Origin of the sequence: Stenotrophomonas sp. CFBP8994 (assembly GCF_034044835.1) — a bacterium.
GTDB lineage: Bacteria > Pseudomonadota > Gammaproteobacteria > Xanthomonadales > Xanthomonadaceae > Stenotrophomonas > Stenotrophomonas rhizophila_A.
Genome location: NZ_JAXCWT010000001.1, coordinates 698,536 through 719,705, shown reverse-complemented (window position 1 = coordinate 719,705; position 21,170 = coordinate 698,536). Strand labels below are relative to the sequence as shown.

The window sequence follows — 21,170 nt, the reverse complement described above, 5'->3', positions numbered from 1 at the left end:
CCGGGCCCGCTTCGGCGGGCCCGGTCGTATTTGGCGCCCCGGCACGCGGGGAGGGGTCGGCCATGCGATAATGTGCCGTTATCCTGACGACGCGCCGCGCCGCCGCCACCTATGTCCTCTGATTCGATGCGGAACATCCGCAACTTCTCCATCATCGCCCACGTCGACCACGGCAAGTCCACGCTGGCCGACCGCATCATCCAGCTTTGCGGCGGCCTCCAGGCCCGCGAGATGGAGGCGCAGGTGCTCGACTCCAATCCGATCGAGCGCGAGCGTGGCATCACCATCAAGGCCCAGTCGGTGTCGCTGCCGTACGTGGCCAAAGATGGCCAGACCTACCACCTGAATTTCATCGACACCCCCGGGCACGTCGACTTCTCCTATGAAGTCAGCCGCTCGCTGGCCGCCTGCGAAGGCGCGCTGCTGGTGGTGGATGCGGCCCAGGGCGTGGAAGCGCAGTCGGTCGCCAACTGCTACACCGCCGTGGAGCAGGGCCTGGAAGTGGTGCCGGTGATCAACAAGATCGACCTGCCCACCGCCGACATCGAGCGCGCCAAGGCCGAAATCGAAGCCGTGATCGGCATCGATGCCAGCGACGCGGTGCCGGTGAGTGCCAAGACCGGCCTGAACGTGGTGGACGTGCTCGAAGCCATCGTGCATCGCATCCCGGCCCCGCAGCCGCGCGATACCGACAAGCTGCAGGCGCTGATCATCGATTCCTGGTTCGACAACTACCTGGGCGTGGTCTCGCTGGTGCGCGTGATGCAGGGCCAGATCAAGGCCGGTGACAAGCTGCAGGTGATGTCCACCGGCCGCAACCACCAGGTCGACAACGTCGGCGTGTTCACCCCCAAGCGCAAGGTGCTGCCGGCCCTGCGCGCGGGCGAGGTGGGCTGGGTCACGGCCAGCATCAAGGACGTGCATGGTGCCCCGGTGGGCGACACCCTGACCCTGGCCGCCGACCCGGCGCCGTCGGCATTGCCCGGCTTCCAGGAAATGCAGCCGCGCGTGTTCGCCGGCCTGTTCCCGGTCGATGCCGAAGACTACCCGGACCTGCGCGAAGCGCTGGACAAGCTGCGCCTGAACGATGCGGCGCTGCGCTTCGAGCCGGAAAGCTCCGAAGCGATGGGCTTCGGCTTCCGCTGCGGCTTCCTGGGCATGCTGCACATGGAAATCGTGCAGGAGCGGCTGGAGCGCGAGTACAACCTCGACCTGATCAGCACCGCGCCGACCGTCATCTATGAAGTCCTGAAGACCGACGGCACGATCATCAACATGGACAACCCGGCCAAGCTGCCGCCGGTGAACATGGTGAGCGAGATCCGCGAGCCGATCATCCGTGCCAACGTGCTTACCCCCGAGGAGTACATCGGCAACATCATCAAGCTGTGCGAGGAAAAGCGCGGCAGCCAGATCGGCATCAACTACCTGGGCAGCCAGGTGCAGATCAGCTACGAGCTGCCGATGGCCGAGGTGGTGCTGGACTTCTTCGACAAGCTCAAGTCGGTCAGCCGCGGCTACGCCTCGCTGGATTACCAGTTCGTGCGGTTCGACGCCGGTCCGTTCGTCCGCGTGGACGTGCTGATCAACGGCGACAAGGTCGATGCGCTGTCGCTGATCGTGCACCGCAGCCATGCCGACCGGCGCGGCCGCGAGCTGTGCGAGAAGATGAAGGAGCTGATCCCGCGGCAGATGTTCGACGTGGCGATCCAGGCCGCCGTCGGCTCGCAGATCATCTCCCGCACCACGGTCAAGGCCATGCGCAAGAACGTGCTGGCCAAGTGCTATGGTGGCGACGTTTCGCGCAAGAAGAAGCTGCTGGAGAAGCAGAAGGAAGGCAAGAAGCGCATGAAGCAGGTCGGCCGCGTGGAGATTCCGCAGGAAGCCTTCCTCGCCGTGCTGCAGATGGACAAGTAAGGCTCCCGTTCCCAAGGACACTGCATGAAACTGTTTGAAATCCTGCTGGTCGTACTGACGCTGGCCTCGGGCCTGATCCTGCTGGCCGACAAGCTGTACTTCGCCAAGCGCCGCGCGGCGCGGGCCGGTCTGCTGGACAGCGAGCCGGTACTGGTGGATTACTCCCGGGCGTTCTTCCCGGTGCTGGCCATCGTGCTGGTGGTGCGCAGCTTCATTGCAGAGCCTTACAAAATCCCGTCCAGTTCAATGATGCCGAACCTGCTGATCGGCGATTTCATCCTGGTCAACAAGTTCGCCTATGGCCTGCGCCTGCCGCTGAACAACGCCAAGGTCGTCCCGATCGGCGAGCCGGCGCGCGGTGACGTGGTGGTGTTCCACTTCCCGGGCCATTCGGACAACGACCCGAACAAGGGCGAGAACTTCATCAAGCGCGTGATCGGCGTCCCGGGCGACGAAATCGCCTTCCAGGGCGATGGGGTCATCCTCAACGGCACCCCGCTCAAGTACGACAGCAAGGGGTTGTATGCTGGGCACCGTGGCCAGGGGGAGGGCGCCTCGTTGCTGGTGGAGCACCTGCCGGGCCGCACCCATACCGTGCTGGAGACCGATTATCCGCGTGGCGAAGGCCAGTGGACCGTGCCGCCGGGCAAGTACCTGGTCATGGGCGACAACCGCGACAACAGCGATGACGGCCGTTTCTGGGGCCTGCTGCCGGAAGAGAACCTCCGCGGCAAGGCGTTCCTGATCTGGCTGAACTGCTCGGGCTGGTTCTGCAAGGATGGTTTTGAACCGTCCCGCATCGGCACCGGCATCAACTGATTCCAACCGCGTATCTGGGGAGAACGCAATGAAGACGATGAAGACGCAGCGTGGCATGACCCTGACCTCGTTCCTGGTCGTGCTGTGCATCGTGGGGTTCGGCCTGTACATCGGCATGAAGCTGTTCCCGATGTACTCCGAGTTCTACGCAGTGAAGACCGCGCTCAAGGGCGTGGCCAAGGAACCGGGCGTGGCCAACATGGAACCGGGCAAGGTGCAGGAAATGTTCTTCCGCCGGCTGGACATCAGCTATTCGGAGAGCGTCAAGCCGGCCAACGTCAAGTTCGAACGCGTCAGTGGCGGTTGGAACATGAAGGTCAACTACGAAGTGCGTCGCCCGCTGGTGGGCAACCTCGACGTGGTTGGAAAATTTGATGCACACCAGGAATTGACCCTCAGCGGTGCCGACTAAAACCTATCAACGTGGTGACCAGATCGGTCACGCCTTCCAGGATCCGGGCCTGCTCCAGCAGGCCCTGACGCATCGCAGTGCCGGCACGCCGAACAACGAGCGGCTGGAATTCCTCGGCGACAGCATCGTCAACATGATGGTGGCCCAGGCGCTCTACCAGCGCTGGCCGAAGGCCGACGAGGGCGCCTTGACCCGGGCGCGGGCCGAGCTGGTGCGCGAAGGCGCGCTGGCGGTCATTGCCCGCACCCTGCATCTGGGCGAGCGGCTCACGCTCGGGCCGGGCGAGATGAAATCCGGTGGCCACCGGCGGGACTCGATCCTGGCCGACGCGCTGGAGGCCGTGGTGGCCGCCATCTACCTGGACGCCGGCTTCGCCGCGTGCCAGGCAGTGGTCCTGCCCTGGTTTGGCCCCTCCATGGAGGCGCTGCCGGCTACCGGCAAGCCTGAAAAAGACCCCAAGACCCGGCTCCAGGAATGGCTGCAGGGCCGACAGAAGGCATTGCCGCTGTACGAATTGGTGTCAGAATCAGGCGACGATCACGCCAAGACCTTCCGGGTACGCTGCGGCGTAGCCGATCCTGCTGTCAGCACCGAAGGCGAAGGTGCCTCGCGACGGCTGGCCGAACAACAGGCGGCAGCTGCCGCCCTCGAGCAACTGGATTCCAAGTGAGCGAAGCAACTCCCCATCATTGCGGCAGCGTGGCCGTCATCGGCCGCCCCAACGTCGGCAAGTCGACCCTGACCAACGCCCTGGTGGGCGCCAAGGTCAGCATCGTCTCCAACCGGCCGCAAACCACCCGCCACCGGCTGCTGGGCATTGCCAGCTATCCGGAAGGCCAGCTGGTCCTGGTCGACACCCCCGGCCTGCACCGCGTGCAGAAGCGGGCCATGAACCGGGTGATGAACCGCGCCGCGCGCGGCTCGCTCGAGGGCGTGGATGCCGGCATGCTGGTGATCGAGGCTGGCCGCTGGGACGAAGAAGACACCCTGGCGTTCAACGTGCTCAGCGACGCCGGCATTCCGGTGGTGCTGGTGGTGAACAAGGTCGATCGACTGAAGGACAAGGCGGCCCTGCTGCCGTTCCTGCAGCAGGTCACCGAAGGCCGTACGTTCGCGTCCGTGCACCCCATCTCCGCGCAGAAGCGCAACGGCCTGGAAGCGCTGGTGCGCGACCTCCTGAAGCTGCTGCCTGAAGCCCCGCCGATGTTCGGCGAAGATGAAATCACCGACCGCAGCCAGCGCTTCCTTGCGGGCGAACTGGTTCGTGAGCAGCTGATGCGCCAGCTCGGTGAAGAGCTGCCGTACGCCACCACGGTGGAAATCGAGCGCTTCGTCGAAGATGGCAACCTGCTGCGTATCGGAGCGGTGATCTGGGTCGAACGCGAAGGCCAGAAGGCCATCGTGATCGGCAAGGGTGGCAGCCGCGTGAAGGACATCGGCGCGAAGTCGCGCATGCAGATGGAGCGCCTGTTCGACGCCAAGGTCTTCCTGGAAACCTGGGTGCGCGTGCGCGAAGGCTGGTCGGACGACGAAGCTGCACTGAAGGCCTTCGGCTACGAGTAAACCCGGCAGGGTTGCCGCTCACCGCCCCCGGCCATGCGCATCGACGACGAACCGGCCTTCGTGCTGCATGCCCGCCCTTGGCGGGAGACCAGCCTGCTGGTCGAGGTCCTGACCGAGCAGCATGGCCGGATCGGACTGCTGGCGCGCGGCGTGAGCAGCCCGCGCAGCCAGGCGCTGCGCGCCGCCCTCCAGCCCCTGCAATGGATCCGCCTGGCCGCCGTGCAGCGCGGCGAGCTGGCCCAGTTGCGTGGGGCCGATGCCCTGGACGCCGCGCCGCGGCTGAGCGGCGATGCCATGCTGGCCGGCTTCTATGTCAATGAACTGGTGATGCGGCTGGCGCCCCGCCAGGACCCGCTGCCCGAGCTCTACGACCACTACGGGCAGGTGCGCCAGCGGCTGGCAGCCGCCGAGCCGTTGGCCTGGACGCTGCGGCGGTTCGAGCGCGACCTGCTGGAGGCACTGGGGTTTGGCTTCGACCTGACCCATGGCAGCGATGGCGAGCCGGTCGACCCGGCCGCGCGTTATGAGCTGGACCCGCTGGAAGGGCCGCGACGGTTGCTCAGCGAGCGCGGGGTGGATCCGCGGCGGGGGACGGCGACCGGGAGTGCGTTGCTGGCGTTGGCTGGCGACGTCCTGCCCGGCGCGGAGGATCTGGCCAGCCTGCGGCGAGGCATGCGTGCGGTGCTGCTGCACCACCTGGGTGGGCGCGGGCTGAAATCGTGGGAAATGCTGGAGGATCTGGCGCGCAGGCGGTGAGGTGCGTGCTCGGGGGAGGCTTGGCTGGTGCGGAGGGCGGTTTACGTGCGCAGGGGCATGGCTTTGACACGCATGGCGGTTTACGTGCGCAGGGGCATGGCTTTGACACGCATGGCGGTTTACGTGCGCAGGGGCATGGCTTTGACACGCATGGCGTGTCACTACGACCCTTGGTCGCTTGGGTTTGGGGTCGAACGTTGGGGGCATCCGTAGGGACACGCCATGCGTGTCTGCGGGGTGCCTAATGCAACAGGGACTCTACGGCCGCCTTGAACTGGGTGTGGGCGCCGTTGGATTCCGGGGCCTGGTGCAGCTGGCGTACCGCGCGCGCGAGGCGCGCGGCGCCGACGAAGCCGCAGCTGGCCTGCAGCCGGTGCAGCTGGCCCTTCAAGGTGCCTACATCGTGTTGCTGTACCGCCTGGGCCACCGCGTCGCGGACCCCGGGCAGCTCGGCCAGGAACAGTTCGCGCAGGGCGATCAGGTGATGGCGCTGCCCATTCAGGGCCGCCAGCGCGGTGATTTCGTCCCAGTCCTCGCGTTCGACCTCGCTGCCGCCAGCGGCGACGGCCCGGGCGGCGCTGCCGGGGCTGTTGACCAGCGCACGGCGCACGGCCTGCAGCAGCTGCTCACGGCTCAACGGTTTGACCAGGGTTTCGCTGAATCCGTCATCCCGCAGACGGGCATGGATGCTGGTGTCGCCATCGGCCGTGTGGGCCAGGGCGGGCGTGTCCGGACGCGTCAGCCGCAAGGCGCTCAGCAGCTGGCTGCCATTGCCATCGGGCAGGTTCACATCGATCAGCCACAGATCGTGCTCGCTGTTGCGGCCCCGTTCCAGGGCAGTGACCAGCGAATCGGCGGTTTCCACCTGCGCGGGCAGGGTTTCCAGCGCGGCCCGGAAAAAGCCGCGACTGATGGTGTCGTCCTCGACGAGCAGGAGTCGGGGCATGGGAGCCCTCGGGGTCATCTGCATTGGGGCTGCCTCCATGTCAGCTATGCCCATATTAAACACGATATGGCGTCCTGCAAGCCTCCCGATGGGGTCACCCGGCAGCTCGCGGTGCGTATCTGCGACAATACGCACCCTTTTTGCCCGCAGCCTGTTGCCACGTGGCCCGATCCCGTTCCCGCCTCGACAAGACGCCGTTCCAGACCGACATCCTCGACCTCAGCCATGATGGCCGGGGCGTCGCCCGCCGTGACGGCGAGGGCGGCAAGGTCACCTTCATCTCCGGCGCCCTGCCGGGCGAAGTGGTGCGCGCCGAGCCCACCGCCCGCAACCGCCATTTCGACGAGGCGCGGACCGTGGAGGTCCTGCAGCCCTCGCCGCAGCGGGTCACCCCGCGCTGCCCGCACTTCGGCGTCTGTGCCGGCTGCGTGCTGCAGCACCTGGAAGAAGGTCAGCAGATCGTGGCCAAGCAGCGCGTGCTGCTCGACAACCTGACCCGGATCGGCCATGTCAGCCCGGGCACCGTGCTGCCGCCGCTGGTCGGCGAAAGCTGGGGCTACCGCCGCAAGGGGCGCTTCTCCGTGCGCCGGGTGGAAAAGAAGGACAAGACCCTGGTCGGCTTCCGTGAACTGGACCCGCGCTTCGTGGCGGACCTGAGCCAGTGCCTGACCGTGATCCCGGAAATCGGCCTGAAGGTGGCGGCACTGTCGGCGTTCATCGAATCCCTGGATGGAAAGCGCGACATCCCCCAGGTGGAGTTCATTGCCGGCGACGATGCGATCGTGCTGACCATCCGCCACATGCTGCCGCTCAGCGATGCGGACAAGGCGGCCTGGGCCGCGTTCGGGGCTGAGCACGGGTTTGCGATCTTCCTGCAGCCCGGCGGTGTTGAATCCGTGCACCCGCTGCTGCCTGGCGAGGTGCCGCTGTCGTTCCGGCTGGCGCCGTGGAACGTGGAGCTGGCGTTCCGCCCGCTGGATTTCATCCAGGTCAACGCCAAGCTCAATGAAAAGATGATCGCGCTGGCGCTCGAGCTGCTCGACGCCGGCCCGGACGAGCGCGTGCTCGATCTGTTCTGTGGCCTGGGCAACTTCACCCTGCCGCTGGCGCGCACCGTGCGCGAAGTGGTGGGCGTGGAAGGCGAAGCCGGGCTGGTGGCGCGGGCCAGGGAAAACGCCGCGCGCAACGGCCTCGACAACGCGCAGTTCTTTGCCGCCGACCTGACCCAGGACCAGCGCCAGACCCCGTGGATGCGCCAGGGATTCGACAAGCTGCTGCTGGACCCGCCACGCTCGGGCGCGATCGAAGTCCTGCAGCAGTTGCCGCTCAAGCAGTTCAAGCGCATCGTCTACGTCAGCTGCCACCCCGGCTCGCTGGCGCGCGACGCCGGCTACCTGGTCAACGAGCAGGGCTTCACCCTGGTGTCGGCCGGTGCGATGGACATGTTCCCGCACACCGCGCACGTGGAAAGCATCGCCGTCTTCGAGAAGCGTTGAGATGGGCATCGAGATCGAGCGCAAGTTCCTGGTCACCGGCGATGACTGGCGCGCCGCCGCGCACGCGGTCATTCCGATGGCACAGGGCTACCTCAACGACACCGCCTCGATCGACAGCGGCGCCCAGAAGGCCTCGGTGCGGGTGCGCATCCAGGGCGATGAGGCATTTCTCAACATGAAGTCGCGCGAGATCGGGCACACCCGCCAGGAATTCGATTACCCGATCCCGGTGGAGGACGCCCGCGCGCTGCTGGCGCTGTGCGTGGGCGGCCTGATCGACAGGCGCCGGCACCTGGTCCACCACGGCGGGCTGCTGTGGGAAGTGGACGAGTTCCTGGGCGACAACGCCGGGCTGGTGGTGGCCGAGGTCGAACTGGAGCAGGCCGACCAGGCCATCGACCTGCCGTCCTGGGTCGGGGAGGAAGTGACCGACCAGGTCCGGTATTACAACCTCGCCCTGGCCTCGAACCCTTACAGCCGCTGGCCCTGAATACGCCCGCCGCGCCCGTGGCCTCGGGGACACGCCTTCTGCGACAATGCGGCAGTGCGCCATCATGGCGCCCCGCTTTGGAGATCGACCCATGCTCGTGATCGGCGTTGCCGGGACCGAACTTACCGCCCAGGAACGCGATTGGCTGCAGCACGACGCCGTGTCCGGCGTCATCCTGTTCAAGCGCAATTTCGCCTCGCGCCAGCAGATCGCCGAGCTGTCGGCCGCGATCCGCGCCGCCGCGCCGCGGCCGCTGCTGATCTGCGTGGACCAGGAAGGCGGCCGTGTGCAGCGCTTCCGCGAAGGGTTCAGCGCGCTGCCGCCGCTGCAGGGCTTCGACTCGCTGTACGCACAGGATCCCGAGGCAGCCCTGGCCCTTGCCGAACAGCACGCCTGGCTGATGGCCAGCGAAGTGCGCGCCAGCGGCGTGGACCTCAGCTTCGCCCCCGTGGTCGACCTGGGCCGCGGCAACCGCGCCATCGGCGACCGTGCCTTCAGTGCCGACCCGGAGGTCGTTGCCGCCTTCACCCGCGCCTACGTGCGCGGCATGCACAGCGTCGGCATGGCCGCCACCCTCAAGCATTTCCCCGGCCACGGCAGCGTGCTGGAAGACACCCACGTGGCGGCCGCCAGCGATCCGCGTGATCTCGACGCGCTGCGGGCGCTGGACCTGGTGCCGTTCGTCGCCGGCATCGATGCCGGTGCCGACGCGGTGATGATGGCCCACGTGGTCTACCCGCAGGTCGCACCGGAACCGGCCGGTTATTCGTCGCGCTGGATCCAGCAGATCCTGCGCGGGGAAATGGGCTTCCGTGGCGTGGTGTTCTCCGACGACATCGGCATGGCTGCCTCGTTCTCCGCCGGGGGCGTGCAGGCGCGCGTGCATGCGCACCTGGATGCCGGCTGCGACGTGGTGCTGGTCTGCCACCCGGAACTGGTCGACGAGGCGCTGCGTGCGGTCGACGGCCGCCCCCTCAATACTGCTGCGCTGCTCGGCCTGATCGGCCGGGGCGCGCTTGGCTGGGACGGCCTGCTGGCCGATGCCCGCCATGGCACCTCCCAATCCCGTTTGCTCGACACCCTTGGAAGAATCGTCTGATGCCCAACCTCACCATTTCCCAGGCCCTGGCCCAGGCCGACCTGCTGGTCGACCGCCCCACCATCGATGCGGCCATCGCGGCCATCGCCGATGCCATCGCGGCGGATTACAAGGGCGAGGTCCCGCTGTTCCTGTCGATCATGCACGGCGCGCTGCCGTTCGCCGGCCAGCTGGCGCTGGAGCTGGGCGCGCGCGGCCAGGACCTGCAGTTCGATTACCTGCACGCCACCCGCTACCGCGGTGAAACCACCGGCGGCGAGCTGGTCTGGAAGCACAAGCCGGCCACCTCGCTGTTCGGCCGCCGCGTGCTGCTGGTTGACGATATCCTGGACGAAGGCTTCACCCTGCAGGGCGTGCGCACCTGGTGCCTGGAGCAGGGCGCCACCGATGTGCGCATCGCCGCGATGACGGTGAAGAAGCACGACCGCGCGCTGCCCGACGTCAAGGCGGACTACGCCGGTGTCGAACTGCCGGACCGTTACGTGTTCGGCTTCGGCATGGACGTAAACGAAGCGCTGCGCGGCGTGCCGGCCATCTACGCGATGAAGGAATAATCAGCGCCCATGGACCCTATTGCCCTGGCCGTCATCGGCGGCACCGGTGTGTACAAGCTGGCCCAGCTCGATGACGTGAACAGCCACGTGGTCGAAACCCGTTACGGCACGCCGTCCGGCCCGATCCGGGTCGGCACGCTGCTCGGCCAGCGCGTGGCGTTCCTGGCCCGGCATGGCGAAGGCCATTCACTGCCGCCGCACAAGATCAATTACCGCGCAAATCTTGCTGCATTGCAGCAGATCGGTGCCACCCGCGTGCTCGCGCTGAACACCGTCGGCGGCATCACCGAGCAGTTCGGTCCGCGCGTGCTGGCCTGTCCGGACCAGCTGATCGATTACACCTGGGGTCGCATCTCCACGCTCAGCGAAGAGCCGGGCACCGAGGTGCTGCATGTGGACTTTGGCCACCCGTACACGCCGATGCTGCGCAGCAAGGTGCTGGCGGCGGCCAAGGTCACCGGGGTGCGCCTGCAGGACGGCGGCTGCTATGGCGCCACGCAGGGGCCGCGGCTGGAGACCAATGCGGAAATCGCGCGCATGCGCCGTGATGGCTGCGACCTGGTCGGCATGACCGGCATGCCCGAAGCCGGCCTCGCCCGCGAGCTGTGCCTGGACTACGCCTGCCTGGCGATCGTGGCCAACTGGGCGGCCGGCTGTGGCGATGGCGACGAGATCACGATGGCCGAAGTACTGGCCAATGTTGACGCGGCTTCGGCCGGATTGCCGGAACTGATTGGCGAATTGGCACGCGGATGATTGTCATTGCATGACAAGCTTTGCATACTCCGCCAGTGCGCTGGTTGAGCGTACACCACCCATTCATTGAAGAAGGTCTCGCATTACCATGCCGAACGGTACCGTCAAGTGGTTCAACGACGCCAAGGGATTTGGCTTTATCTCGCCGGATGACGGCAGCGCTGATGTCTTCGCGCACTTCTCCGCGATCAACTCCAAGGGCTTCCGCAGCCTGCAGGAAGGCCAGAAGGTCACTTATGAAGTGAGCCAGGGTCCGAAGGGCGCCCAGGCTTCGAACATCGCGCCGGCGGAGTAACTCCACCGCAGCGCAAGGAAAACCCCGCTTCGGCGGGGTTTTTTTTGATGCCGGACAGGACGTCAGATGAAAAAACGTACGATTGCCATCGTTGGCTACGGAACGGCGGGCCAGGCGCTCTCGATTCTTCTTTCACGCGACCATCACGATGTGCACGTGTTCGAGCGCGCGCCCAAGCCCGGTCCGGTAGGCGCGGGGTTCCTGCTGCAGCCGAGCGGTCTGGACGTGCTGTGGCAGATGGACCTGCTGCCAGAGGTGCTGCGGCACGGCGCGCCGGTGCGCCGGCTGTACGGTGAAACGCCGTGCGGGCGCGCGGTGATGGACATGCGCTATGCGGCGCTGCATGCGCACCTGCACGGCATCGGCATGCAGCGCGGCGCGCTGTTCTCGCTGCTGGCCCAGGCCTGGGAGCACCCGGGCAACCTGCAGGCCGACACCGCCATCGTCGATGTGGATACCGAAAATGGCCGCGTGCGCGACGCGCGCGGGCACTGGCACGGCCCGTATGACCTGGTGATCGCCGCCGATGGGTCGGCCTCGTCGCTGCGCACGCTGGTGCAGGGCACGCGGCTGGACCGCGAATACCCGTGGGGTGCGCTGTGGTGCCTGTTGCCGCGCGGCGACTGGCCGCACCATGACGAGCTGCGGCAGCGCTACGTGGCGGCGCGCAAGATGATCGGGCTGTTGCCGGTCGGCACCCGCCCCGATGATGCGCAGCCGCGCCTGAGCTTCTTCTGGAGCCTGCCGCGCGCGCAGTTCGAGCAGTGGGAACGGGATGGCATGCAGCGCTGGCTGGAGGAGATCGCCGCGCTGTGGCCGCAGGCCCACCTGCGGCTGCAGGACGTGCGTGACGGCGTGCAGCTGGCGCGTGCCGGCTACCGCGATGCCGTCATGACGCGCTGGCACCGCGGCCGGCTGGTGCTGGCCGGGGATTCGGCGCATGCCATGAGCCCGCAGCTGGGGCAGGGCGTGAACATGGCGCTGATGGACGCGCTGGCGCTGCGCGATGCGCTGCGCGCGCACGACGCTGCCGATGCCGCGCTGCAGGCCTACCAGGCACAGCGCAGTGCACACGTGGGCATCTACCAGTTCTGGAGCCGGTGGCTGACCCCGGTGTTCCAGTCCGAGCGCGACCTGCTCGCGCACGCACGCGATGTGCTGTTCCAGCCGATGGGTCGGCTGCCGGGTGGTCGCGGCCACATGCTGCGCGTGCTCAGCGGCACCCAGCGCGGCTGGTGGGGCACGCTGGGATTGTCGCCGGGTTTCGTCGAGGCGATGAGCACATGAATGGCAGCCGTTGACGGCAGGGTCACTTGCCTTGTGGCACAAGAACAATGCTGTGTTGTTGCCCCCAAGGAGAAAGACATGCTGTTTCCGGCCGACGTTCTCGATTCTGAAATCCGCAAACTGCGCGGGTTGCTGCAGATGCTCCACGAGGATCAGCCGGATGTGATGGAAGATGTGTTCGACTTCCATGTCACCAGTCTGATCACCCATGCCGCCCCCGAACACCACGCCCGCATCCGCGCCGCAGCGCGTTCCATGCTGGTCGAGGTGCAGCGCTGTCCCGTGCGGCGCAACCCCGATGCCCCGCAGATCCTGTTGATGGAAGCGCTGCCTTCGGCAGCGTAGGCCGCTGTACCCGCGCGTGCCGGCATCAACGTGCCGGCAGCGCGATCGCGTCGTCGTCGACGCACGCGACCAGCCGCTCGCCGGCGCCGACGACCGGTGCGATGCCGGCGGTGAAGCGCGAGTAAGCCGGCAGCACGGTCAAGCGTTCGCGCAGCCAGAAGGCCGGCCAGCGTCGTTGCATGCCCGGCAGGCGGGCCAGCGGATGCAGGTGGCCACACATTACATGCAGGCTGGGATGCGGTTGTGGATCATGGCGCAGCAGGAACGGCCCCTCCTGGACGCGTTCGCCGAGCAGGGTGATGCCCAGGTCGGCCTTGGGCAGCACGCGGTCATGGTTGCCGGCCACTGCGCCGATCTCCAGTCGCGGATGCTGCTCCCGCCATGCCTGCCATTGCCGATACCACGCCGCCCGATGCGCGGGGCCATGCAGCACGTCGCCCAGGATCCATACCGTGCGGACGGGGTGGTCGGCCACCAGTGCCGACAGCCGCGCCAGATCGTCACCGGTGCCGCCGCTGGGCAACCCGATGCCCGCGCGCCGGAACAGATCGGCCTTGCCAAGGTGGAGGTCGGCAATCAGCAGCGCTTCGCGCGCCGGCCAGTACAGCGCGCGCGCGCCAAGCAGGCGGACCTGCTCGCCCGCGATCTCGGTCACGACGTCAGTCGGCATGGCGTTTCTCCAGTTGGCCCACGGCGCGCAGCACACGCGTCTTCCAGTCTTCATTGCTGAGCTGCCCGCGCAGGCGCTCGGCCCACAGCGGGAAAGACAAGGGCCCCAGCGTTGCCGGGTGCTGCACGCACAACGTGCGGCCCTGGCAGCGGCGCAGCGTTTCGGCCAGGCAGGTCAGGTCGAGCTGCTCATGCAGTACCTCACGTTCGGCCAGGCCGAGCAGGATGTGCCCGGGATCATGCTGGCGCAGCACGTCATACAGCAGTCCGGCCGACGCCTGCAGCTGGCGCAGGCTGCGTGGCGTGCGGCCCGGCAATGCGGGAATCAACAGCCCGGACACGCGCGCGATATCGCGGAACTGGCGGCGTGCCAGCTCGCCCAGGTTGAGGCTGTCGCGCAGGTCCTCGAACAGACCGTCCGGCTGCAGCAATGCCGACACCTGCGCCGCATCCACCTCCACCGCGCGCGCCGGTGCCAGCACGAAGCCGTAATCGTTGGCGGCGTAGCCGAAGGTATTGGCCTGCAGGCGCGTCCAGCGCATCGCCATCAGCGCCGCCAGCCCCTCGTTGACCTGGCGCCCGGCGAACGGATACACGAACACGAACTGTCCTTCGCGGCGGCGCACGCTTTCCACCAGCAGCAGTGACGGGCCGGGCAGCGCGGATACGCGTGCCTGCAGGCGCAGCAGCGGTGCAAGCCAGTGCATTTCAGGGCTGTCCGGCGCGGACGCGAGCACGCTTTCCATTTCGTGGCCCAGCGCCTCGGACAGCGGCAGGCGGCCCCCCTGCCAGCGCGGCACCACGCCATCGCCGCCACGCGCCATCTTGACGTAAGCAGTGAGGTTCTCCAGCCGTACCAGCTCCAGCAGCCGGCCGGCGAACTGGAAGCGGTCGCCGGGGCGCAGGCGACCGACGAACTGTTCTTCCACGCTGCCGAGCCGGCCGCCGCGCAGGAACTGCACCATGACGCTGCCATCGCTGGTGATGGTGCCGATCGACAGCCGGTGGCGCAGTGCCACGCGGCGGTCGGTCACGCGGTAGATGCCGTCGTCGTCGCGCACCACCTTGTGGAAGTCCGGGTACTGCGCAAGCGCCTGGCCGCCCTGCACGATGAAGTCCAGGACGCCCTGCCACTGCGCCAGCTCCAGCGATGCGAAGGCGTGCGTGCGCCGGACCTGGGCCAGCAGCTCGTCGGCGCGGAAGCCGCCGCCCAGCGCGCAGCTCACGCAGTGCTGGGCCAGCACATCCAGCGACAACCGCAGCGGGCGTCGCGCTTCGATCACGCCAGCGGCCAGTGCACGCCGCGCGGCGGCGTATTCCACCAGCTCCAGCGCGTGCGACGGCACGCAGACGATGTGGCCCGATTCCCCCGGGCGATGCCGCGCGCGCCCGGCGCGCTGCACCAGCCGCGCGATGCCTTTCGGGCTGCCGATCTGCAGGACCTGGTCGACGGCCGGGAAATCCACCCCCAGGTCGAGGCTGGAGGTGGCCACCACGCAGCGCAGTGCCCCGTCGCGCAGGCCCTGCTCGACGATGCGGCGCTGCACCGGGTCCAGCGAGCCGTGGTGCAGGCCCAGCGTGGCCGGGTCTTCGGGCCACACCGCCGACAGCGCCTGGTGCCACAGTTCGGCCTGCGCGCGGGTATTGGTGAACAGCAGGCTGGTGCCGACCGCGAACAGCTTCTGCTGCACCCGCTGCAGCTGCGACAGGCCGAGGTGGCCCGCCCATGGAAAGCGCTCGCCGTGCGCGGGCAACAGCGTTTCCACCTTTACCGGGCGTGGCCGCGCCCCCGACACCAGCGGCGCGTCGGGAACATCCGGCAGCAACACCTCGCGCGCTTCGTCCAGGTTGCCGAGCGTGGCCGACAGGCCCCACACCTGCAGCGCCGGCAGCGCATCGCGCAGGCGGCGCAGATTCAACTGCAGCAGCACGCCGCGCTTGTTACCCAGCAGCTCATGCCACTCATCCACCACCACGCAGCGCAGCCGGCGCATGCGCTCCAGCGTATCGGGGTAGCTCAGCAGCAGCGCCAGCGATTCGGGCGTGGTCACCAGTACATCCACCCGGCCTTCGCGGGCCAGGCGTTTGTCGCGCGCGCTGGCATCGCCGGTGCGCAGCCCCACCTGCCAGTCAAGCCCAAGCGCCGCCAGCGGTTCACGCAGTGCGCGTGCGGTATCGCTGGCCAGCGCGCGCAACGGGGTGATCCACAGCACCTGCAGCGCCGGCACGGTCTTGCCGGCGCGCACACCGGGTGCGCGCGGAAGCGGATCGACCAGCGCCTGCAGCAGCGGCCCGCCGAACATCGCCAGCGTCTTGCCGCTGCCGGTAGGGGTGTGCAGCAGCCCGGATTCGCCGGCCAGGTAGTGCCGCCACATCGTCTTCTGGAACGCCAGCGGCGACCAGCCACGGCTGGCGAACCACGCGGCCAGCCGCGCCATCGCGTCGCGTCGGGTCACCGCGCCAGCGCCTGCAGCTGGGCCAGCGTGTCGGCTTCGCCGGCCGGCTTGTCATGGCGCCAGCGCAGGATGCGCGGGAAGCGCACTGCGATGCCCGACTTGTGCCGGCTGCTGCGGTTGACCGCTTCAAAACCGAGTTCGAACACCTGCTCGCCGCGGACGCTGCGCACCGGCCCGAAGCGTTCGATCGTGTTGGCCCGGATCCAGCGGTCCAGGGCCAGGATTTCCTTGTCGTCCAGCCCCGAATACGCCTTGGCCACCGGCACCAGCCGCTCGCCGTCCCACACCCCGAAGGTGTAGTCGGTGTACAGCGTGCTGCGCCGGCCATGCCCGGCCTGCGCGTAGATCATCACCGCATCGATGGTCAGCGGTTCTATCTTCCACTTCCACCAGTCGCCACGGCGGCGCCCGCCCTGGTAGACCGACGTGCTGCGCTTGAGCATCAGCCCTTCCACGCCGCGTTCGCGCGCCAATGCCCGCTGAGCGGCGGCGTCCTGCCAGTCCGTGGCATCGAGCGTCGGCGACAGCACCATGCGCGCATCGCCGAGCGTGGCAAGCAATCCGGCGAGCAGGGTGCGCCGTTCGCCCAGCGGCTGCTGGCGCAGATCGTTACCGTCCAGTTCTAGCAGGTCGTAGGCAAGCACGCGCACCGGCGTATCGCGCAATGTCTTCGGGCCGGGTCTGCGCCGTTGGATCCGGGTCTGCAGTGCGGTGAAAGGCAGCGGCTGTGCCTCGTCATCGCGCCAGGCGAGAAGCTCGCCATCGATCACGGTGCCATCCGGCAACGCCATCGCGGCTGCTTCGATTTCCGGAAAGCGCCCATCCAGCCGCTCTTCGCCGCGCGACCACAGGGCGACTTCGCCTTTGCGACGCAGCACCTGCAGGCGGATGCCATCCCACTTCCATTCCAGCGTCCACTCGTCGATCGGGCCCAGGCTGTCGGCCTCGGCTTCCAATGGCGAGGCCAGGAAGAACGGATACGGCTGCTGGCGGTCTTCAGGCCGTTCTTCGGCGCTGAGCAGGTTGGCGAGCAGCCCCGGCGAGGGCACCCACTCGCCCAGCATGCGCTGCGCGATGCGGGCGATGTCGATCCCCGACAGTTCCGCCAGCGCCTGCTGGACCAGCCGCTGGGAGACGCCTACGCGCAACGCCCCGGTCAGCAGCTTGTTGAATACCAGCCGTTCGGCGGCAGGCAGCTGCCTCCAGCCTGCCTCCACCGCAGCACGACGTACCGGTTCCGGCTGGTTCGCCACGGCCAGCAGGTGGCCTTCGATCCAGTCGGCAAGGGGGCGGTCCTGCGCGCCTTCCGCAGGATCATCCAACAGCAGGGTCAGGGTTTCGGCCAGGTCGCCGACCTGGTCGTAGCTGTCGGCCACCAGCCACGCGGGCAGGCCCGATGCCTCGGCGATCCACGCGCGCAGCTCGCCGCTGGCCGCGATCTTGCGGCGTGCGCCGCCGACCTTGCCGCCGCTGAGCAGGTACAGCGCCCACGCTGCGTCATGCGGGCGCGCGTCGCGGAAGTACGCCACCAGCGCGGCGCGTTTGTCCAACGTGGCGGTGCTGCGGTCCAGGCGCTGGTACAGCGCGGCAAACGCCCTCATTCCTCGCTCCCGAAATCGGTGCGGAAGGCTTCGGCGGCAACACCACGTTCGCGCAGGAACGGAATCAGCGCATCGGTATTGCCGTGGGTGGCGATCACCCGGCGCGCGCCGGTCTGTTCAATGGTCTGCAGCAACGCCGGCCAATCGGCATGGTCGGACACCACGAAGCCACGGTCGTAATTGCGTCGGCGCCGGTTGCCACGCAGCCGCATCCAACCGGAGGCGAAGCCCAGTTGGTGCTTGCCGAAGCGGCGCAGCCATGTAGTGCCCGCGGCAGAAGGCGGCGCCAGGATCAACTTGCCGGCCGCGTCGGGTTCGCGGCCCTGTTCGGCCACCGTGTGGGTTTCCAACATGGCGATGCCGGCCTCGCGATACACCGCCACCCCATTGGCGATGGCGCCGTGCAGCCAGGCCGGTTGATCATCCAGCGGCAGCAGTTCGGCCAGCACCCGCTGCGCCTTGCCCAGCGCGTAACACAGCAGGATCGCCGCTTCGCCGCGCTGTTCGCACTCGCGCCGCCAGGCCACGATCTCGGCGGCGACCTCGCGCGTGTCCTGCCAGCGGTAGATCGGCAATGCGAACGTCGCCTCGGTGATGAACACATCGCAGGGCACCACCTCGAACGGTGCGCAGGTCGGGTCCGGTTGGCGCTTGTAGTCGCCCGACGCCACCCACACCTGCTGGCCGTCATCGATGCGCACCTGCGCCGACCCCAGCACATGCCCGGCCGAATGCAGCGACACCTGCACGCCGCCCAACGTGAAGCGTTCACCGTAGTCATGTGCTTCCAGGGCCACATCACCCAGCCGCCAGCGCAGGATCGGCACGCTGCCGGTACTGCAGTAGTAGCGGCCCATGCCGCTGCGCGCATGGTCGCCGTGGCCGTGGGTGATGACCGCGCGCGGCACCGGTCGCCACGGGTCGATATGGAAATCGCCTGCTGGGCAGTACAGGCCCTCGGGGCGCAGTACTACCAGGTCGCTGTTTGCCGCGTGCGTCGTCATGCCTGCACTGTGCCGACGGGTTCGTGCACGAGGTGAGAATCCGCCTGAACAGCAGCCGGCATGTGGATGCGGCAGAATCATCGGGTCCGCCAGGAGGCCCGCACGATGACGTCCGTATTGCCTGTATTCGAGACCCATGAAGTGGCCAACCAGCCGCCCCCGTTCGGCGGCCGCAACCTGTGGGCCGACGACGTGGCATTGAGCGAGGCAGTGCGTCGCGAGGGTGGTGCCGCGTTCATCGATACGCTGCAGGCCTACGGCGCCATTGCGGGCGACACCCTCTACCGGCTCGGTTTCGACGCCAACCGCGACCGCCCGCGGCTACGCACGCACGACCCGCAGGGGCACCGCATCGACACCGTGGAGTTCCATCCGGCCTACCACCAGCTGATGGAGCTGGCCAAGCGCCACGGGGTGGCGGGACTGTCGTGGCACGAGGGCGGCCCCGGCGCGCACGTGGCCCGCGCCGCACTGAGTTTCCTGCACCACCAGGCCGATGCCGGTACCAGTTGCCCGCTGACCATGACCCACGCCGCGGTGGCGGTGCTGCGCCAGGACCCGTTGCTGGCCGAGTGGGCCGAAAAAGCCGCCGCACCGGTCTACGATCCGCGCGACGTGCCGATGGCCGACAAGGCCGGCATCACCCTGGGCATGGGCATGACCGAGAAGCAGGGCGGCTCGGACGTGCGCAGCAACACCACCCGCGCCGAACTTCGCGACGATGGCAGCTACGCGCTGGTGGGGCACAAGTGGTTCTTCTCCGCACCGATGTCCGATGCATTCCTGGTGCTGGCGCAGGCGGCGGGAGGACTGACCTGCTTCCTGATGCCACGCCGGCTGGCTGATGGCAACCGCAACGCGTTCCGCCTGATGCGGCTGAAGGACAAGCTGGGCGACTGGTCCAATGCCTCCAGCGAGATCGAGCTGTGCGGCGCCTGGGCCCGCCGGGTCGGTGCCGAAGGGCGGGGCGTGGCAACCATCATCGGCATGGTGATGATGACCCGGCTGGACTGCATGCTGGGCGCGGCGGCGGAAATGCGCATGGCCCTGGCGCAGGCGCTGCACCACACCCGTCACCGCAGCAGCTTCGGACGCCGCCTGTGCGACCACCCGCTGATGGCCAACGTGCTGGCCGACCTGGCCATCGAATCCGAAGCGGCCACCACCTTCGCCATGCGCGTGGCACGCGCGGTGGACCAGGCGCCGCAGGATGCGCAGGAGGCCGCGTTCGCACGCATTGCAACGGCGGTGGGCAAGTACTGGGTGTGCAAGCGCGCGGCGGTGTCCGTCAACGAAGCGCAGGAATGCCTGGGCGGCGCGGGCTACGTGGAGGAGTCGATCCTGCCGCGGCTGTACCGGCAGGCACCGCTGAATTCCATCTGGGAAGGCAGCGGCAACATCCAGTGCCTGGACGTGCTGCGTGCGTTGGCGCGCGAGCCGCAGGTGCTGCCGGTGCTGGATGCGGAGCTGGACGCGGTGGCCGGGCGCGATGCGGACTATGACCACGCGTTGGCGTCGTTGCGGGAGCTGTTGGCCGCTACGCCATCGGAAGCGCAGGCACGGGTGGTGACCGAACGGCTGGCGCTGCTGCTGCAGGCCGCCGTACTGCTGCGTGCGGGCAGCCCGATGGCCCCTGCGTTCGTGCGCTCGCGGTTGGGCGGGGCGCATGGAGCGGCATTCGGGACGCTGCCTGATGAGGTGGACGTCGGCGCGGTGATGGCGCGGGCGTTGCCTTGATCGATTGCCAGGCCGGACCTGGCACTACCGCTGGAGGTCACGCCGGCCGGTGGCCGGCGTGACATGTCGCATCAGCGTTTGGCGGCGTCTGCGTTCTGCTTGGCGTCTTCGGCCACGTCACGGGCCTTGTCGGCCACCTTCTCGGCGGCATCGGCGGTCGCCTCGCTGGCATGCGCCGCTGCATCGCGCGCGGCAACCTTGGCATCGGCAGCAGCCGCTGCACTGGCGTCGGCGGCACGGTCCAAGGCCGGCTGTACATCGGCCGCGGCGCGTTCGGAGGCGGCAGCCGCTTCATCGGCGGCATTGCGGGTGGATGCCGCAGCCTTGTCCACGGCGACACGTGCCGCTTCGCCGGTGCTGTCGGCCGCCTGCGCGGCATCGGCACGCGCCTGTTCGGCTTCCGGCCCCTTGCAGGCCACCAGGGCCAGCAGCAGGGAGGCGGCCATCAGCGGGGTGGTGATCGAACGAATCTTCATGGCGTTCTCCGTCAGGTTTCAGGGACGCTGATCCTATTCACCCTGCCGTGAAGCCAAAGAAAAAGCCGCTGGCGAACCAGCGGCTTCTTCAGACTTGCTTGAAGAAAGAAGTTATTACTTCTTGGCTTCTTCAGCAGCGTCCTTGGCCTGCTCGGCGGTGGCTTCACCGGCCTTGGCAGCGTCGGCAGCAGCGTCGGCAGCAGCGTCGGTGGCAGCAGCGCCAGCCTGGGCAGCGGCATCAGCCGAAGCGTCAGCAGCGGTGGTGGCGGTGTCGGCGGCAGCCTGGGCAGCGTCGGCGGTCTGGGCGCCAGCAGCAGCGGCCTGGTCGGCAGCGACCTGGGCGTCGGCAGCAGCTTCGTTGGCCGAAGCGGCGGCGTCAGCAGCCTGCTCCTGCTTCGAGCAGGCGGTCAGAGCCAGGCCCAGGGCCATTGCGATCAGCAGCTTGTTGATGCTCATTTGTGTGAATCCTCGTCGTTAGATTAGGCAACGCGC

The 21,170-nt window shown here is 68.0% G+C and carries 22 protein-coding genes; 15 read left to right on the top strand and 7 right to left on the bottom strand.

Features of this window, described 5'->3' with window-relative positions; translation table 11 throughout:
* Positions 1-126: 126 nt before the first annotated feature.
* The 6 genes from lepA to recO are packed head-to-tail and all read left to right on the top strand — an operon-like array spanning position 127 to position 5,467.
* Positions 127-1,917, top strand: coding sequence for a translation elongation factor 4 (gene lepA, locus SOM39_RS03465; RefSeq protein WP_068853627.1), 1,791 nt, complete (start codon positions 127-129; stop codon positions 1,915-1,917).
* 24 nt (positions 1,918-1,941) lie between these two features.
* On the top strand, positions 1,942-2,736 hold the full coding sequence (gene lepB, locus SOM39_RS03460; RefSeq protein ID WP_095363548.1) for a signal peptidase I: 795 nt from the start codon (positions 1,942-1,944) through the stop codon (positions 2,734-2,736).
* 28 nt (positions 2,737-2,764) lie between these two features.
* Positions 2,765-3,148: a DUF4845 domain-containing protein gene (locus SOM39_RS03455; RefSeq protein ID WP_068853625.1), complete on the top strand. Its 384-nt coding sequence runs from the start codon at positions 2,765-2,767 to the stop codon at positions 3,146-3,148.
* On the top strand, positions 3,138-3,818 hold the full coding sequence (gene rnc, locus SOM39_RS03450; protein WP_068853624.1) for a ribonuclease III: 681 nt from the start codon (positions 3,138-3,140) through the stop codon (positions 3,816-3,818). The genes SOM39_RS03455 and rnc overlap by 11 nt, the downstream gene beginning before the upstream one ends.
* Positions 3,815-4,711: a GTPase Era gene (gene era / locus SOM39_RS03445; RefSeq protein ID WP_320457480.1), complete on the top strand. Its 897-nt coding sequence runs from the start codon at positions 3,815-3,817 to the stop codon at positions 4,709-4,711. The genes rnc and era overlap by 4 nt, the downstream gene beginning before the upstream one ends.
* A 33-nt stretch (positions 4,712-4,744) precedes the next feature.
* Positions 4,745-5,467, top strand: coding sequence for a DNA repair protein RecO (gene recO / locus SOM39_RS03440; RefSeq protein ID WP_320457479.1), 723 nt, complete (start codon positions 4,745-4,747; stop codon positions 5,465-5,467).
* A 241-nt stretch (positions 5,468-5,708) separates the two neighbouring features.
* Here the strand turns inward: recO and SOM39_RS03435 are convergent, their stop codons facing one another.
* Complete coding sequence (locus SOM39_RS03435; RefSeq protein ID WP_320457478.1) at positions 5,709-6,437, bottom strand: Hpt domain-containing response regulator; 729 nt, start codon at positions 6,435-6,437, stop codon at positions 5,709-5,711.
* Positions 6,438-6,574: 137 nt separating this feature from the next.
* Here SOM39_RS03435 and rlmD point away from each other — a divergent pair, with 137 nt between their 5' ends.
* From rlmD to SOM39_RS03395, 8 genes are all read left to right on the top strand, one after another.
* A complete protein-coding gene (rlmD, locus tag SOM39_RS03430) occupies positions 6,575-7,909 on the top strand; it encodes a 23S rRNA (uracil(1939)-C(5))-methyltransferase RlmD (RefSeq protein ID WP_320457477.1) in 1,335 nt (444 codons plus the stop codon).
* Position 7,910: 1 nt separating this feature from the next.
* Positions 7,911-8,399, top strand: coding sequence for a CYTH domain-containing protein (locus tag SOM39_RS03425; protein ID WP_320457476.1), 489 nt, complete (start codon positions 7,911-7,913; stop codon positions 8,397-8,399).
* A gap of 91 nt (positions 8,400-8,490) precedes the next feature.
* Positions 8,491-9,498, top strand: coding sequence for a beta-N-acetylhexosaminidase (gene nagZ / locus SOM39_RS03420; RefSeq protein ID WP_184126427.1), 1,008 nt, complete (start codon positions 8,491-8,493; stop codon positions 9,496-9,498).
* On the top strand, positions 9,498-10,052 hold the full coding sequence (locus SOM39_RS03415) for a hypoxanthine-guanine phosphoribosyltransferase (RefSeq protein WP_068853617.1): 555 nt from the start codon (positions 9,498-9,500) through the stop codon (positions 10,050-10,052). The genes nagZ and SOM39_RS03415 overlap by 1 nt, the downstream gene beginning before the upstream one ends.
* A 9-nt stretch (positions 10,053-10,061) precedes the next feature.
* Positions 10,062-10,808: an S-methyl-5'-thioinosine phosphorylase gene (locus SOM39_RS03410; protein WP_320457475.1), complete on the top strand. Its 747-nt coding sequence runs from the start codon at positions 10,062-10,064 to the stop codon at positions 10,806-10,808.
* A gap of 88 nt (positions 10,809-10,896) precedes the next feature.
* Positions 10,897-11,103 (top strand): cold-shock protein, encoded by a 207-nt coding sequence (locus SOM39_RS03405; RefSeq protein WP_068853615.1) that lies wholly within the window; start codon positions 10,897-10,899, stop codon positions 11,101-11,103.
* A 66-nt stretch (positions 11,104-11,169) separates the two neighbouring features.
* Positions 11,170-12,390 (top strand): NAD(P)/FAD-dependent oxidoreductase, encoded by a 1,221-nt coding sequence (locus SOM39_RS03400; protein WP_320457474.1) that lies wholly within the window; start codon positions 11,170-11,172, stop codon positions 12,388-12,390.
* A 78-nt stretch (positions 12,391-12,468) separates the two neighbouring features.
* On the top strand, positions 12,469-12,735 hold the full coding sequence (locus SOM39_RS03395; RefSeq protein WP_414715855.1) for a hypothetical protein: 267 nt from the start codon (positions 12,469-12,471) through the stop codon (positions 12,733-12,735).
* Positions 12,736-12,760: 25 nt separating this feature from the next.
* Here the strand turns inward: SOM39_RS03395 and pdeM are convergent, their stop codons facing one another.
* The 4 genes from pdeM to SOM39_RS03375 are packed head-to-tail and all read right to left on the bottom strand — an operon-like array spanning position 12,761 to position 18,465.
* Complete coding sequence (pdeM, locus tag SOM39_RS03390; protein WP_320457472.1) at positions 12,761-13,405, bottom strand: ligase-associated DNA damage response endonuclease PdeM; 645 nt, start codon at positions 13,403-13,405, stop codon at positions 12,761-12,763.
* On the bottom strand, positions 13,395-15,842 hold the full coding sequence (locus SOM39_RS03385) for a ligase-associated DNA damage response DEXH box helicase (RefSeq protein WP_320457657.1): 2,448 nt from the start codon (positions 15,840-15,842) through the stop codon (positions 13,395-13,397). Before SOM39_RS03385 ends, pdeM begins: the two co-directional genes overlap by 11 nt.
* A 14-nt stretch (positions 15,843-15,856) precedes the next feature.
* Positions 15,857-17,461, bottom strand: a complete 1,605-nt coding sequence (locus SOM39_RS03380) for an ATP-dependent DNA ligase (protein WP_320457471.1) — start codon at positions 17,459-17,461, stop codon at positions 15,857-15,859.
* Positions 17,458-18,465, bottom strand: a complete 1,008-nt coding sequence (locus tag SOM39_RS03375; RefSeq protein ID WP_306987801.1) for a ligase-associated DNA damage response exonuclease — start codon at positions 18,463-18,465, stop codon at positions 17,458-17,460. Before SOM39_RS03375 ends, SOM39_RS03380 begins: the two co-directional genes overlap by 4 nt.
* 105 nt (positions 18,466-18,570) lie before the next feature.
* Between SOM39_RS03375 and SOM39_RS03370 the strand changes: the two genes are divergently transcribed.
* The gene (locus SOM39_RS03370; RefSeq protein ID WP_320457470.1) at positions 18,571-20,202 is read left to right on the top strand and encodes an acyl-CoA dehydrogenase family protein; all 1,632 of its coding nucleotides are present in this window, start codon (positions 18,571-18,573) and stop codon (positions 20,200-20,202) included.
* 71 nt (positions 20,203-20,273) lie between these two features.
* Here SOM39_RS03370 and SOM39_RS03365 read toward each other — a convergent pair whose 3' ends face one another.
* Positions 20,274-20,678: a hypothetical protein gene (locus tag SOM39_RS03365; protein WP_068853607.1), complete on the bottom strand. Its 405-nt coding sequence runs from the start codon at positions 20,676-20,678 to the stop codon at positions 20,274-20,276.
* Positions 20,679-20,792: 114 nt separating this feature from the next.
* Complete coding sequence (locus tag SOM39_RS03360) at positions 20,793-21,134, bottom strand: hypothetical protein (RefSeq protein ID WP_068853606.1); 342 nt, start codon at positions 21,132-21,134, stop codon at positions 20,793-20,795.
* Positions 21,135-21,170: the final 36 nt, after the last annotated feature.